The 15492-nt window shown below is 42.1% G+C and carries 11 protein-coding genes and 1 other annotated feature; of the genes, 7 read left to right on the top strand and 4 right to left on the bottom strand.

The annotated features are described in order from the left end of the window. Positions 1-76: 76 nt before the first annotated feature. Entirely contained in the window at positions 77-721 is a 645-nt protein-coding gene (locus tag EQG49_RS03135) for a copper homeostasis protein CutC (RefSeq protein ID WP_133362598.1), read from the bottom strand. 94 nt (positions 722-815) lie between these two features. Further along, positions 816-1838 carry a lactonase family protein gene (locus EQG49_RS03130; RefSeq protein WP_243115741.1) on the bottom strand — a complete coding sequence of 341 codons (1023 nt, stop codon included), beginning with the start codon at positions 1836-1838 and terminating at the stop codon, positions 816-818. A gap of 244 nt (positions 1839-2082) precedes the next feature. On the opposite strand from EQG49_RS03130, the gene EQG49_RS03125 reads away from it, so the two are divergent. The 5 genes from EQG49_RS03125 (at position 2083) to EQG49_RS03105 (ending at position 9023) form a co-directional block, all read left to right on the top strand. Further along, positions 2083-3309 (top strand): AI-2E family transporter, encoded by a 1227-nt coding sequence (locus EQG49_RS03125; protein ID WP_133362596.1) that lies wholly within the window; start codon positions 2083-2085, stop codon positions 3307-3309. Between the two features lie 181 nt (positions 3310-3490). Then, positions 3491-4354 carry a methyltransferase domain-containing protein gene (locus EQG49_RS03120; protein WP_133364518.1) on the top strand — a complete coding sequence of 288 codons (864 nt, stop codon included), beginning with the start codon at positions 3491-3493 and terminating at the stop codon, positions 4352-4354. A 1-nt stretch (position 4355) separates the two neighbouring features. Beyond that, positions 4356-5087, top strand: a complete 732-nt coding sequence (locus EQG49_RS03115) for a hypothetical protein (protein WP_133362595.1) — start codon at positions 4356-4358, stop codon at positions 5085-5087. A gap of 649 nt (positions 5088-5736) precedes the next feature. Continuing rightward, positions 5737-6255, top strand: coding sequence for a tRNA (cytidine(34)-2'-O)-methyltransferase (locus EQG49_RS03110; protein WP_133362594.1), 519 nt, complete (start codon positions 5737-5739; stop codon positions 6253-6255). Between the two features lie 110 nt (positions 6256-6365). Beyond that, positions 6366-9023, top strand: coding sequence for a DNA translocase FtsK (locus tag EQG49_RS03105; protein WP_133362593.1), 2658 nt, complete (start codon positions 6366-6368; stop codon positions 9021-9023). 72 nt (positions 9024-9095) lie between these two features. Here EQG49_RS03105 and EQG49_RS03100 read toward each other — a convergent pair whose 3' ends face one another. Together EQG49_RS03100 and EQG49_RS03095 are read right to left on the bottom strand one after the other, a co-directional pair. Then, the gene (locus EQG49_RS03100) at positions 9096-10547 is read right to left on the bottom strand and encodes a PH domain-containing protein (RefSeq protein ID WP_133362592.1); all 1452 of its coding nucleotides are present in this window, start codon (positions 10545-10547) and stop codon (positions 9096-9098) included. Further along, positions 10540-11016 carry a PH domain-containing protein gene (locus EQG49_RS03095; protein WP_165964746.1) on the bottom strand — a complete coding sequence of 159 codons (477 nt, stop codon included), beginning with the start codon at positions 11014-11016 and terminating at the stop codon, positions 10540-10542. Before EQG49_RS03095 ends, EQG49_RS03100 begins: the two co-directional genes overlap by 8 nt. Positions 11017-11194: 178 nt before the next feature. Between EQG49_RS03095 and EQG49_RS03090 the strand changes: the two genes are divergently transcribed. Continuing rightward, positions 11195-11695, top strand: a complete 501-nt coding sequence (locus EQG49_RS03090; protein WP_133362590.1) for a thiol peroxidase — start codon at positions 11195-11197, stop codon at positions 11693-11695. A 34-nt stretch (positions 11696-11729) separates the two neighbouring features. Beyond that, positions 11730-11955 (top strand) — a binding site (T-box leader). 822 nt (positions 11956-12777) lie between these two features. Further along, complete coding sequence (locus tag EQG49_RS03085; RefSeq protein WP_133362589.1) at positions 12778-15438, top strand: valine--tRNA ligase; 2661 nt, start codon at positions 12778-12780, stop codon at positions 15436-15438. Positions 15439-15492 lie beyond the last annotated feature (54 nt).

The following is a 15492-nucleotide window of genomic DNA, read 5'->3' as shown; positions in this document are numbered from 1 at the left end:
ACAGAGCCGAAATCGAGCTATTTGATGTGGGAGTGGGCCGTATAATACCTTGTTCCACGATTATTTTTAATCGGATTTACTTGTATGAGACAACCTTGGTGCCGTGAACTTGCTTGGCATTAAGTGCTGCGGCAACAGTTTCCATGTTGTCAGCGTTAATGCCACCACCAGGTAAAATCACAAGCCGACCAGCGGCATATTCCGTGTATTCCTTCAGACGATCAAAATTATCTTCGATAGGTGTATCGAGGGCGCCACCGTGAGTAAGAATTCGCGTAACATCGTGATCAGCTAACCAATCAATTGCTGAAAGCTGACTAGTTGGATTGAGGGCATCAAAAGCCATGTGCATTGTGATGTTCATACCACCAGTCGCAGCAATCAAAGCTTCCATGGTTTCTTCATCAAGTTCACCGTCGGCAGTGACTGCACCAAAAGCTACGCCATCAACCCCAAGCTGTTGGGCTTCAAAAATATCGGCTTCCATGATTTTAACTTCAGTATCGTTGTAGACGAAGTTACCACCGCGGGCCCGAATCATGACGGTTAATTCAACGTTTTGCTCCGTGAGATATTTGTTAGCTTCGGCAATTATACCCTTTGAAGGGGTTGTACCACCAACTGCCATGTTGTCAGTTAATTCGATACGGTAAGCACCGTTACGGACGGCGGCAGGAATATCAGTGAAATTTTCAACAACTGCTTCTTTTAATAAAGTCATGAATAGAGCTCCTTTAAGTACATTTATGATTAGTATATTCTAGCATACAAATAGCCGTAACACATCATGCTGTTACGGCTGTTTGTATGAAATATTAACCTTCAAAGTGGACGCGGACACCTTCAGGGATGGCAAAATCTTTTTGGAGTAATGTTAATTTACCAGTAGTTGCATCACGTTCAAATAATGAAACATTGTCAGTGTCTTGGTTAGCAACAACTAAGAATGCTTCAGTGGCATTCAAGGCAAAATCACGTGGGAATTCACCTTCAGTTGAGATTAATTGGATTTGTTCTGCTTTGGCACCATCTTCACTAACAGCGAAGACCACAATTGAGTTGTGTCCACGGTTAGAAGCGTAGATGAATTTACCGTCTTTGGTGATACGAATGGCAGCAGTTCCGTTGTGTTCAGTCCAGTCAGCTGGCTTCGTTGAAACTGTTTCAACGAGTTTAAATGAACCACTGGTTGCATCATATTCGAGGACTGACATCAATGATGAAAGTTCGCCGAGTAAGTAAGCGTGCTTGCCATCTGGGCTGAAACGGATGTGACGAGGACCAAAACCAGCTGCAGTAACGTAAGTTGATACCAAGCTTAATTTACCTTCAGCAGAAACGTCATAGACATCAACTTTATCAGATCCAAGATCAACAACGACAAGGCGATTGTCAGGTGTTAAGTTAGTGAAGTGAACGTGGGCTGAACCTTGTTCGGGACGAGGGCCTGAACCAACGTTAGTAACTGAGTCAGTCAAAGTTAATTTGTCGCCGTCAATTTTTAATACTTCCACAACGCCAGTGTGGTAGTAGCCAGCGTAGAGGAGTTGGCGATCTTCATCAACTGCTACATAAGCAGGGGCAGCATCAATGATGTGTTCGCTCAACTTAGTAGCAGGGCGCGTCGCGTTATCGAAAACCACAACACCACCTTCAGAACCGTGTTTATCAACTGAATAAAGTTTGTTGGCTTTAGAAGTTGTTAAATAGGTAGGGTTACCGATTTCAGCGACCAAAGTTGGTTCAATCAGTGCTTTCTTGTCAGTATCAAGAATTGCTTCGTAGATACCTTTTGAAGTCTTTTTTGTGTAAGTACCAAAGAGAATTTTTTCTTGCATGAGAGATGATGCCTCCAAATTTTTTGTTATGCTAAAGATGTAAATCCGCATTACTGATTTTGCTTACAATACGGGTATTTTTGTTTTTAATGAATATGTTACCGCTTACAATTATACCAAAAATAACAACAAATGTGACATTAATCACAGTGATATATGAAAATAATTGTCCGTACCAGTATCCATTTGCCCATCAAAGGTGCTCTCGTGCTAAAATAGTATTAAATAATGATGAGGTGGTCGAATGGTGAATCAAAAACAATCTTGGTTTTATAAATGGATTATCAATAATAAATTTATTAGTGTCCTTTCAGGAGCTTTGCTGCTACTCCTAATCATCTTCATGTTAGACAAGGTACACTTTATCTTTAAGCCACTCTCAGAATTGTTTGGGGCGGTGGGTGCGCCAGTAATTATTGCTGGCGTATTCTACTATCTATTGAATCCGCTAGTTGATAAATTGCAATTTAAGTATCATGTGAAGCGTTGGATTACGATTACAGTTGAATTTGTGATTTTGACGGGATTAGTTGTCTGGGGATTAGCGGTAGCGATTCCAGCTTTGTCCGAACAAGTTAATCAATTTTTGAAACATTGGCCTCAATATTGGAGCAATTTAAATACCGTTGCTGATGATGTTTTGCATGATCCACGGGTTGAGCCGATTCAAGATTGGCTAGTGCAACAAAACGACAACATCGCGAAATATTTACAAAAATTAACATCGGGATATGCAAGTGGTGCGGTCGGTTCAGTAACCGGATTAGTTGGGCACATTAGTGGGTTCTTTATCACACTGGTGACATTCCCATTTATTTTGTTCTATTTGTTAAAAGATGGTCACGATTTACCATTTTATATGGCCAAATTTTTCCCAAAAGCAACACAAAAATCATTCATCCATGTGTTGGGTGAAATCAATCAACAAGTTGCCAACTATATTCGTGGCCAACTAATTGTTGCCTTTGCGGTTGCCGTGATGTTTTCAATTGGTTACGCCGTGATTGGCTTGCCATTCGGTTGGGTGATTGGGATTGCCGCTGGATTCTTGAACTTGATTCCATTCTTGGGTTCATTCTTAGCCATGATTCCAGCAATTGTAGTTGCATTGTTTATTTCACCTTGGATGTTAGTCAAAGTCTTAATTATTTTCATGATTGAACAAACGCTTGAAGGTAAGGTGATTTCGCCTAAAGTATTGGGTGATAATTTAAAAATTCACCCAGTGACCGTGATTGTCGTGTTATTATCGGCTGGAAATATTTTCGGTATCATGGGAGTCATCTTTGGAATTCCCGGCTATGCTGTAGCTAAAGTGTTAATTTCCCACTTCTATACATGGTGGCAAAGTAATTCCGAATTTTTCTCACCGGAAGAACGCGATCAAATTCGTTCAGAACGGCAACTAAAAATGGATGAAAGTGCAATTGAAATTGACGGTATTAAAAATCCAGAAGTTACAGATAAATAATAAATTGGAAAAGTGCTGCGTCTTTGGACAAAGCACTTTTTTACGTGAAAACGATGTGGTATATCCAATTTGCAATAAGATGCGATATACTAAGTAAATAATAATTGAACGAAAAAGATGCTTCAACTGTGTTTTATGTTGCAGTAACACAAAGTTGAGAGCACGCTAATGAGGAATAATGATGAAAAAAATTGATCAAGGTATTCAGTTTATTGAACAACACTTGGCGTTGTTTCGCTGTCCCAGTTGTGGGCAACCATACGACCATATTGACGGGTATTCGCTAACTTGTGTGAATGGTCATAGTCTTGATGTTTCCAAAAAAGGAACGTTGTATTTCTTGAACCATGCGGTCAATACTGAATATGATGATGGTATGTTAGCAGCGCGCCGGCGTGTGCTGCAAGCTGGGCTATTCGATGGCATTGTTGATGCTGTTAGTGCCGCTTTGCCAAGTGAAGCCCAAACTATTTTGGATGTCGGTACTGGTGAAGGAACCCCGTTTGTCCGTTTATTAAATGGTCGTGATAACCGCGATACTGCGATTGGTTTTGATATTAGTAAGGCCGGTGTTAACTTGGCCACACAACTGGATACGGAGGCTTTTTTTGCAGTTGCTGATTTGGCTAATTTGCCATTTGCTGATGACGCATTTAGCAGTGTGATTGAATTCTTCTCGCCTAGTGCATATGCGGAATTTAACCGTGTTTTAGCTCCAGGGGGAACAATTGTAAAAGTTGTGCCCGGTCCGTTTTATTTGCGTGAATTACGCGAAATGCTATATCCTGAAGGCTCAAGCAAACACACGTATGATAATGGTCGCGTGGTCGAGCTGTTTAAGGAACACTACCCAGATGCTACGAGCACGGAAGTCAGTTATGAATGGACAATTCCTAGTGACTTATATGCTGACTTGCTGCATATGACACCACTTCACTGGGGGGCGCGTCCAGAAGCTCAACAGGCGGCGGAAAATACGCCACTGACTACAATTACAGTAAATGTTGTCGTTTTAACAACCAAAAACGACGTGAAAGGGAAGTAAGATGGCTCAAAAAAAAGACGAACCGACAATGTTAGCGGGGACGCAATCGCGTGCTGAGCGTGAAGCGGGACGGGTCGCACAGGCTAGCCAAAAACGTCGCCACCTAATTACGAAGATGATTATGACGATTATTGTGTTAGCAATTATTGGTGGTGGGATTGCTTGGTACTTTGCTAATCGCCAAGCCAATCATGTTGCTGATGAAAATGCCAAAAATAGTAAAGTAGTTAAATCCGCATCGTCAACACCGAAGAGTTCAAACAAAATTGCAACGCAATATGCAGTTGACTGGGCACCAAGTGTTAAAACTATTAGTCCCGAAGAGTACATCAACAACATTTACGGCAAAACACCAAAATTGTATTTAATTGTCGGGAGTAGTGCTGATGCCCGAATTGATCAGCTGGCCAAATTGACTAAATCGAATTCTGCTAATTTTGGGCTTAACATCCCAATCTATTTCTTAGATGCAAATCGTTATTATACCAATGGTAACAATACGGATCGGGCAGCCTTTGCCGAGATTTTGGGGAGTGTCCAATTAGCGAAAGTGGATGCTAACAAACTACCAAATACGGTTGATTTTGAAAGCTCACTGTTCGCTAATAAATTGACAAAAGTTGATGGCAAAGCCGCGTATGCCAAATATACAGCGCCCGCAAAAGCCTTTAACGATGGTAAAACATTGGATGCGTTTTTAAAAGGCGTCAATCAAGCAATGTCGAAAAAATAAATTAATACCAACGATGGGGGACAAAAGGTTGTATCCTTTTGACTCACGTTAATAAGCTCGCTTTCTTCTTACTACTACAAATAAGGAGAAAGCGGGCTTATTTTTTTGCTCTATTCCGTCTGACGTGGGAGTGAATAAACTAGCCAAAATAGTCATTATGGGCCGAGACGTATTGAAAACAAACTGAACCGCTGAAATGTTGCTTTCAGACAATTCATTGGGTACAAATTCAATCAAATTAGTTATCGCTGATTTTGTGATGTGCTCAAACTAGTGGCTAAGGTATATTACGTGGTACGTGAGTATTCTTAAATAAATGTACAGAAATAAGAGCCCCGCACTAGAATAAAGAGAGTCATTTTGTTGGCTGGACGAGTATTGATAGGTTATGCCCATTTTTACTCGGGGCTTCTACGACTGTACTAATTTTTGTCGTTGAACGGTTTTGTATCTAGGTAATCGAGGTCTGGTTCTGTGGTGCAGCATGGCAATTTGGCTTGAATTAGGCTTTCCGAGAGCAAAAGCTTGTACTAAGCACACAAAATTTGTAACATTTTCAACAAAATGCCAACAGCTAAATCATCGTAGTGGGCTTGGCTGTGATATAATGGGGAACATTGAATAACATTTGAAGGAAGTAATTAAACTTATGTCTAAAAATCATATTGTCTTATTTGAACCACTGATGCCAGCGAATACTGGAAATATTGCCCGAACGGCGGCTGGAACTGATACAGCGTTACACCTAATCGAACCATTGGGTTTCTCTACTGATGACAAGATGATGAAGCGGGCTGGTTTGGACTATTGGGACAAAGTTGATATTACTTACCACAAGAACTTACCTGCATTCATGGCAACCCTTGGTGAAAATGATGAATTGTTCTTAGTATCTAAGTTTGCCGAAAAGAGTTATCACCAAGTTGACTATACCAATCCGGATCATGATTACTATTTCTTGTTCGGTAAGGAAACCACTGGCTTGCCTGAAAATTTCATGCGGGCTAATCCTGGGAAAGCTATTCGAATTCCCCAAGACGATACGCACATTCGGAGCTTGAACTTAGCTAACACGGCAGCAATCGTGATTTATGAAACTTTACGGCAACAAGATTTTCCTAACCTTGAAACGACGCACTTGTACGACAATGACAAGGTTAAGGACTAAAAATAATAAATAAACGATAAGCATACGCGTCCGGGATACTAACGGACGCGTTTGCTTGTTACAATGAGGTTAATTGAGTTTAGTGGCTACATGTCACGGAAAGGATAAATATGGCAACTACAACAACAAAACGTAAACCGCGCACAACAACGAAAGCGAAGACGCCGCGTAAACCCGCACCACGTAAAACGGCTACCAAACGCGAGCCGTTTCAATATAAAAATAATTTAATTGGGATTGTGGTGTTATTCATTTTGGCATTAGCAATTTTTCAAACTGGTGTCGTAGGTGTATTCCTCGCTAACTGTTTGCGATACGGTCTGGGAGGTTCATATCAAGTTTTTGCGGCAATCCTGGCAGGCTTCTTTGTTTATTTTGCGGTATATGGTAAATGGTTAAAAATAAAGAATCGGTTTTACCTTGGTTTAGTGCTAACATATCTTGGCGCAATCTTGTGGTCATCGATGAATTTGTTTAACCGCATGAACACCCATAGCGAAATGGTTAAAGTGATTGGAAACATGGTTCGCTCGGATTTTGCTAATCAAGCGACGACCACACGAATTGGTGGCGGTGCACTGGGCGCGTTTATGTACAGTGTGACCTATCCACTCTTCTCAAATTGGGGAACAATATTAATTGCATTGGTTTTCATCATTGGCGGTATTATTGTATTCTTTAATTTACCGTTGCAAGCGATGCTGGGCGTTGTATTTAATGGCTTGGGATTAGCAGGGCAAAAAACAGCCAAAGCAACGCAAGCAATGGGCACTAAGATGCAAGAGCGTTCAGAACAAATGCGCGAAGAAATTGCGGCAACCCGTGAAGCCGAGCGTCAAGCCCGCATCAGTGGGGTGATGAATGATCCCAAACTTAACGATGCCGAATTGGTAGCACAAAAAAATCAAGCAAGTTTAGTCGCAAATACATCAAATGATTTTGATGAACCGTTTGATATTGATGCCCTAAATCAGCCACAAGCAAAATCAGCTGTCAAAGAAGAGCCAGTTGAACCGAATATTACCTGGCCTGGTGCTAAACCGGCGCCAAGTTTTGAACCAGAACCGCGTAGGCAACCAGCTGAACCAAAGCAAGCGATGCCAACGCCTAAGCCGGTATCAGCTCCGATGAGTGCGGCAGATACCAGTGATTCTGACCCAATTTTTCCGGAAGTTAGTTCCGCGGCAGATCGCTTGGCACCACAAGCAGAAATGGTTTCACACGTTGATGCAATTCGTGATAAAGAAGTTAAGGCGCCCGAGGCGGATGAAGCCGAGGGCAGTTTACAGCCTAAGATTGTTGATGACAGTGACTATGTCTTACCAACGACTGAGTTGCTCGCACATGTGCCAGCGACCGATCAGACGGGTGATTATGATGCCATCAAAGAAAAAGCTGTCTTATTACAACAAACATTGAAGTCGTTTGGGATTGATGTCACCGTTGAAAACGTGGCATTAGGACCAACAGTTACGCAGTATGAAATTAAACCAGCAATTGGAACGCGTTTGAATAAGATTACTGGTTTAGCACAAGATTTGGCGTTAGCTTTAGCCGCAACGAGTGTTCGGATTGAAGCGCCAATTCCGGGTAAATCATTGGTTGGGATTGAAGTACCGAACCAACAACAAGCAATGGTTGGTTTCCGTGACTTAATGGAAAGTGCACCCAAGCATGAAAAAGACCGTATGACCGTGCCACTTGGTCGCGGTTTGACGGGTGACGTCGTCATGGCGGATATCACGAAGATGCCGCACTTACTAATCGCCGGCCAAACCGGTTCTGGTAAATCAGTTTCGATTAACGGAATTATTGCTGGATTGTTAATGCAAAATAAACCCAGCGAATTAAAAATGGTGATGGTCGATCCAAAGCAAGTGGAATTATCAGTGTATAACGATATTCCGCACTTGCTGACACCAGTGGTTTCTGAACCACGTAAAGCCGCTCGAGCCTTACAAAAGGTTGCAAAAATCATGGATGATCGATACAAATTACTCGCAACCGTTGGGGTTCGTAAGATTGATGAATACAACAAGAAAATCGAAGAGTATAACGCCGAACACAGTGAAGGCAATCCGAAAATGCCACATATTGTCGTGATTGTTGATGAAATGGCGGATTTGATGATTCAAGTTAAGTCAGAAGTTGAACAACCAATCATCCGGATTGCACAACTTGGTCGGGCCGCCGGAATTCACATGATTCTAGCAACGCAACGTCCAACGGTCGACGTCATCACTGGTTTGATTAAAGCCAATGTGCCTTCACGGATTGCGTTTGCCGTTGCTTCGGGGATGGATTCACGGACAATTTTGGATAAAAATGGTGCCGAAAAATTACTTGGCCATGGGGATATGTTATTTGAACCTTCGGGTAAGTCATCACAACGTGTGCAAGGGGCATTCTTATCAGATCAAGATGTTGTTAACTTGGTTGATTTCATCAAGGCCCAAACGGAGGCGGAATATGACGATTCCCTAACTAAGGAAATCGAAACGGAAGCGGAAGATGCGGATGCTGATGAACCAAATAATAAACAACATGATTCACAATGGAATGAAGTAATTCAATTCATTATGAAAGAACAAAAAGCGTCAACATCATTACTCCAACGCCGTTTCGGATTTGGTTATAATCGTGCCGCCCGGATTGTGGATCAACTCGAAGAACAAGGTTTTGTCGGGCCACAAAATGGTTCAAAGCCACGTGAAGTATATGTAACAGATAATAGTTCGGGTGTTGAACACCGCAGTGAAGAAATGTAAATAAAAATCCAGCTCTGATTCAGGGCTGGATTTTTTGTATTTACCAAAGCAAAGCACACTATGTCCCAATGACTAGTTCAGCGAAGTGGTGGTATACCATTTTTGCACGGCTAAAGTATCAGCTAAATTCAGGTAACGTAAATCAATCGAATGACTTGAATTGGCTGCCCGAACATCAACGGATAGGTGGGCAATATCACTATTGATCAGCCAAAGCGATTGGTTAATGGCTAAGGATTGAATCTTGACGTGCTTAACTAAGGTCCAAGTCTTTTTGAAATTTCTAGCTTTTTGCAACAGCAATTGGTCAGCCATAATGGCTAAGCCAACATCGTGATTGGCAAACCACGCGAGACTTGTGAACCAAGCAATCAGTACGATTAATGTAATAATTGCGAGTAATTGATAGTGCCACAGCCACAGAGCCTCAATTCCCGGTACTAAAAGTAACCACCATAAGCGAATGCGCCAGAAATACCAGAAACGCTCGTTGGGTAAACTGGTGAATTGTTGCGGAATCCCGTAGTCAAAATCGGGTAATAAACTTGGCATAACCTTAGTTAGTGATTTCATGGGAATTACGGGAATCATCGTTAGTTCAGCTTCACTTTCATCATCGGCAGCGTTTGAGGCCAACAATACTTTGACGGTGACTAAATGAAATGCTCGGCGTAAAAGTGACTGTTCGAACTGGACGGCTTGAACTTTGCGGGTATCGAAATGCACCGTTGCGTGATTAATTAAACCACGTTGCAGCTCAACGGCATGGTCAGTTCGAGTGATGTTAAAGCCGTAGTACTTATTTACCGTTTTTACCAAATTAATTAAGGCCGCAAGGATGAAAATAAGCAAGATAACGGCTAATAGGACTTGCCAAGTGCCATGCTGGTAATTATTTACGAGCCAATGTGCATATCTTTTTGGTAGTAGGTCTCCAATTTGGTCATAGACAAACCAGACTCCAATCAGGATTGGTAAAATGCCTAAAGAGGTTAGTCCATAAATGAACAGATTCTTTGGCGAAATCGTATAGTTTGGTTGGCTTACTGGCACTGCTTTTATGTTTTGTGGCCATAGCACAACCGGTGTAACAGGTGCCTGATGATGTTGTGCACGTAGCAGCTCGAGTTCATCAGCAACGCTAAGTTTAACCCCAGGGAGAACCGCTTCAGCTTCACCGCTTGATTTGCCGGAAGTGTCGATAGTTACGCGTGCTAGCCGAAAAATTTGGTACAGCAGTGATTGCTTTCGCTGAATAGTTTGAATTCGTTCGTACGGAATATGCACGTCCTTTTTCCAAAATAAACCGGATTGCAGATGAACATCATTGGCCGTGAAAGTGTAGCGGTTTAGCATGTATTGCCAACTTGGTAATACCACGCCTAGAACAATGATTAGTAGTAACCAGAGCCAGCCAGATAAATGCGTGGTGAATTTGATGAGGATTAACAGCGCAATCAGAATGTTAAAAGTCGACCGCAGTATTGTGAGTACGAGCGTTAGAAAGTGTTGGTGTCTAGGCATTTTCGTCACGCGCCTTTCTAGCAGTTGCAATTAATTGATTACGTAATTGGTTTGCTTCAACTTCCGTGACCGCATCAATCGTAAAACTATTGGCGGCGGTGACAATTTCTAATTCTTTTAGGTGGGCCAAGCGTAAGAGCGGTCCTTGGTTCAAGTCAACATTTTGAACCCGATTCATCGGAATGGTTTGTTGGGTTCGAAAAAAGTAGCCCGATTGGATGAATACAAAATCATCGGTTATCAGATACCGCCAGAAACGGTAGTGATACGGAATTAATGCTAAATCCACTAGGGCACCGATGATGGCTAAGCCGCCAAGCAGAAACGCTAACCAAATGAAATTAGTGAGGTAAACGTGTACCAAAACAAGTAATACAGCAAGAAATGCAATGGCAAAAATTAGGACAAGACCGCGGGCTTGAAGCCAAACGCGTGTAATTAATTGTGGTAATGGTTGTGAATTTTCCATAATATATTCCCCCAGAAATGAATGTTTCAGCAATAATATTTTAATTTTAGCATGATAAGTCGGATGTTTCAGTACAGCTGAACGATGAATGTTCACAAGAAAACGCATTCATTTTCACATTCATTTAATGTAGAACGTGTTAAAATGAATGTATTGAAAATAAAAAGAGGTAAACAACATGAAAATTACATTAAACGGCGAATTCATTGAAACAGTTGGCGAACCAATTTCAGTTGGAATGGAATTGCCACACTTTAAGGTTCTTGATAAGGATGGTAACAAGGTTAAGACTGCTGATTTACTTGGTAAAGTTACGTTGATTAGTGTTGTGCCAGACATTAACACTAATACTTGCTCACTACAAACTAAGCATTTCAACGGCGTTGTTGATCAATACAAAGACATCAACTTCGTTACGATTTCAACTAACACAGTGGCTGAACAATCAGCTTGGTGTGCTGCTGAAGGTGTTGAAAACATGCGGATGCTTTCAGACGTCGAAGAATCATTTGGCTATGCGATGAACTTATTCGTGACAGCTACTGGTTTTGACGCTCGGGCAATTTACATTATCAATGCTGAAGGCGTTGTCGTTTACGGTCAAATCGTTTCAGAAATTGCTGACGAACCTAATTACAAGGATGCCCGGACGAAGTTAGACCAAATTTTGACAAAGTAATTTTTACTGGCACAAACTGGCATTTGATGTTAAGATACTTACATTCATGTAAGAGGATTAGAATGTGTCACTTGTCTAGAGAGAAAACGGTTGGTGCGAGTTTTCCAAGAGCATATTTGAAGGTAGCTTACTTATATTTTGACCTGAACTAATAGTAAGGTTAAACGGCGTGACGTGCCGATATCATCCGTCAAAGTGGGGTAGTTTAACTACTCAACTCAGGTGGTACCACGACTTTAAATGTAAAAGCCGTCCTGATTGTTTATGCAATCGGGGCGGCTTTTTTTTGCTCTATTACGTCTGACGTGGAATTTATAAAATGTGATGAGATGTATGATGCTACTGCGTGCCTGAAAATCACATTGTGCACCGAGATGGAAGCACATGCCCAAGCTGCTTGCTTATGCCTGAGGTACGGCAACGCAAAACATTCCAGCAGTTTGTTTGCAACAAACAACTGAATCTAATCAAAAACCGATTAGATTAGCCTTCCAGGCTGAATGTCTGTCTTGAGCAATTCGGGATAGCTGGCAATCTAATGGCTAAAGCCAAAAGACTACTCATCTACCCTCAGCGACAAACTCGACACGTGGTGTCACGTCCCATTTCGGTGTAAAGCCTGCCGGCCACAAAGTGATTTTCAGTCACTCCGCTAGATAAGCGTGGAATTATTGATTACCGCTAAACTTGCAGCGACAAGGATTAGGGCATATTACTAGTCAGACTGCCTACTCAAACTAACGAAGAGGCTGGAACCGGTCTGGACTTTAGCTCGCACCGTGATGGCATAATCAGTAACGGGTTTCGTTACTGATTATGGATTTGTGAAGATGGTTACCGCGTTAGCGAACCAAGCTTCGCAAACATTTGAAGACCGCACTGTGGCTTCAAATGCTTGTCTTCCATCACGGTGTCCAGACTGGTTCCGGCCTCGTAGTGGGAATCAATCTGAGACACATATCCAAATTCCACGCTAGAAAAATTTTAGCCTTTTTTTGTCGCTATCACATGCAAAAACTAAAAATTGTTAATTAACTTACAGTGTGGTACAAATCACCTGTGAATATAGAAAGGATTTATTCATGGCTAAAGATATTGAAATGTCAACCAAGTACGACCCAACTGCCGTTGAAACTGGCCGTTATGCTAAGTGGAACGATGCTGGTTTATTTAAGCCTTCTGGCGACAAAAAAGCAAAACCTTACTCAGTGGTTTTACCACCACCAAACGTTACTGGTAAGTTGCACTTAGGACATGCTTGGGATACGACCTTGCAAGATATGTTAGTTCGTCAAAAGCGGATGCAAGGCTTCGATACTTTATGGGTACCAGGTATGGATCACGCAGGTATTGCAACACAAGCCAAGGTTGAAGCTCGTTTACGTGACGAAGGTGTGACACGTTATGACTTGGGCCGTGAAAAGTTTATCGACCAAGTTTGGGAATGGAAGGACGAATATGCTTCTATTATCAAACAACAATGGGGTAAACTTGGTCTTTCAATGGATTACTCACGTGAACGTTTCACGCTTGATGATGGTCTTTCAGATGCTGTTAAGAAGGTCTTCGTTGAACTTTACAACAAGGGCTTAATTTACCGTGGTGAATACATCATTAACTGGGATCCACAAGCGCGCACTGCTTTGTCAGATATTGAAGTTATCCACCAAGACGATGAAGGTGCGTTCTACCACGTCAAGTATGCCTTTGCGGATGATGACGTAACTTATGATGGTAAACACTACATCGAAATCGCAACTACGCGTCCTGAAACGATGATGGGAGATGTAGCTGTTGCTGTGCACCCTTCAGATGAACGTTACAAGGATTTAGTTGGTAAGACAATTATCGTACCATTGGTTAACCGTGAAGTGCCAATTATTGCGGATGAATACGTTGATCCTGAATTTGGAACGGGGATGGTTAAGATTACACCAGCCCACGACCCTAACGACTTCTTAGTTGGGAACCGTCACAACTTGGAACGTATCAACACAATGAACGATGATGCGTCAATGAACGAACGTGCTGGCAAATACAACGGCATGGATCGTTTTGTCGCACGTAAAGCCATCGTGGCTGATCTTGAAGCCGGCGATTTCATGATTAACATCGAACCAATTGTGCACTCAGTCGGTCACTCTGAACGGACTGGTGTGCAAGTTGAATCACGTCTTTCAACCCAATGGTTTGTTAAGATGAAGCCACTTGCGCAACAAGCTTTGGATATGCAAAAGGGTGATGACCGCGTTGATTTTTACCCACCACGTTTTGAAAATACGTTCACTTCATGGATGGATGATATTCACGACTGGGTTATCTCACGTCAATTATGGTGGGGCCACCAAATTCCAGCTTGGTACAACAAGGAAACTGGCGAAACCTATGTTGGTACAGAAGCACCAACTGACATTGAAAACTGGGAACAAGACGCCGATGTCTTGGATACTTGGTTCTCAAGTGCCTTGTGGCCATTTTCAACAATGGGTTGGCCAGATGTTGACGCTGAAGATTTCAAGCGTTACTTCCCAACTTCAACCCTTGTCACAGGTTACGATATTATCTTCTTCTGGGTTGCCCGCATGATGTTCCAATCTAAGGAATTCACTGGTCGTCGCCCATTTGAAAATGTCTTGATTCACGGATTGATTCGTGATGAACAAGGCCGTAAGATGTCTAAGTCACTCGGTAACGGGATTGATCCAATGGACGTCATTGAAAAATACGGTGCCGATGCACTTCGTTGGTTCCTTTCAACGGGTTCAACACCAGGTCAAGATGTGCGTTTCTCATACACAAAGATGGACGCTGCATGGAACTTCATCAACAAGATTTGGAATGCGTCACGTTACGTAATCATGAACCTTGATGATGACACGAAGGCAGAATTGCCAGCAGTTGAGGATCGTTCATTGGCTGACAAGTGGATTCTTTCACGCTTGAACGCGACAATCGAACACGTTACTGAAATGTTTGATAAGTTTGAATTTGGTGAAGCTGGTCGTTCATTGTACAACTTTATCTGGAATGATTTTGCCGACTGGTACATTGAAATGACCAAGGAAACTTTGAATGGTGAAGATGCAACCGCTAAACACAACGTTCAAAACACTTTGGCCTACGTACTTGATCAAACATTACGGCTCTTGCACCCAATCATGCCATTCGTTACGGAAGAAATTTGGTTAACGATGCCACATGATGGTGAATCATTGATGATTGCAGCTTACCCTGAAGTGAAGGCTGAATTGAATAATCCAGCTGCTGAAAAGCAATTCCAAAGCCTCGTTGATTTAATTACGGCTGTCCGGAATATTCGTTCAGAAGCTAATGCGCCAATGTCAACACCAATTGATTTGTTGATTAAGACCGCTGATGTTGAGTTGCAAGCAATCTTCAACGAAAATACGGACTACATCAACCGTTTTGCGCACCCTAAGGCCATCGAAATTGGTGCCGATGTGGCAGCACCTAAGTTGGCAATGACTGCAATTATCACTGGTGCTGAAATTTATGTACCATTGGAAGAATTGATTAACATTGAAGACGAAATTGCGCGTCTTGAAGGTGAAGCTAAAAAATTCCAAGGTGAAGTGAAGCGTGGTGAAGGTAAGCTTGGTAACGAACGTTTCGTTGCTAATGCACCTGAAGCTGTGGTTGCTGAAGAACAAGCTAAGTTGGCTGACTGGAAAAACAAGTTAGCAGCAACTGAAGCACGTTTGAACGAACTTAAGAATGCTTAACATGAATTAGTTTGAAAGCTCCCACGATACATTTACAATGTATTTGTGGGGCTT

It is taken from the genome of Periweissella cryptocerci, from assembly GCF_004358325.1.
GTDB lineage: Bacteria > Bacillota > Bacilli > Lactobacillales > Lactobacillaceae > Periweissella > Periweissella cryptocerci.
Note: the sequence above shows the minus strand (reverse complement) of the source record. Positions and strands in the feature narration are given on the sequence as shown.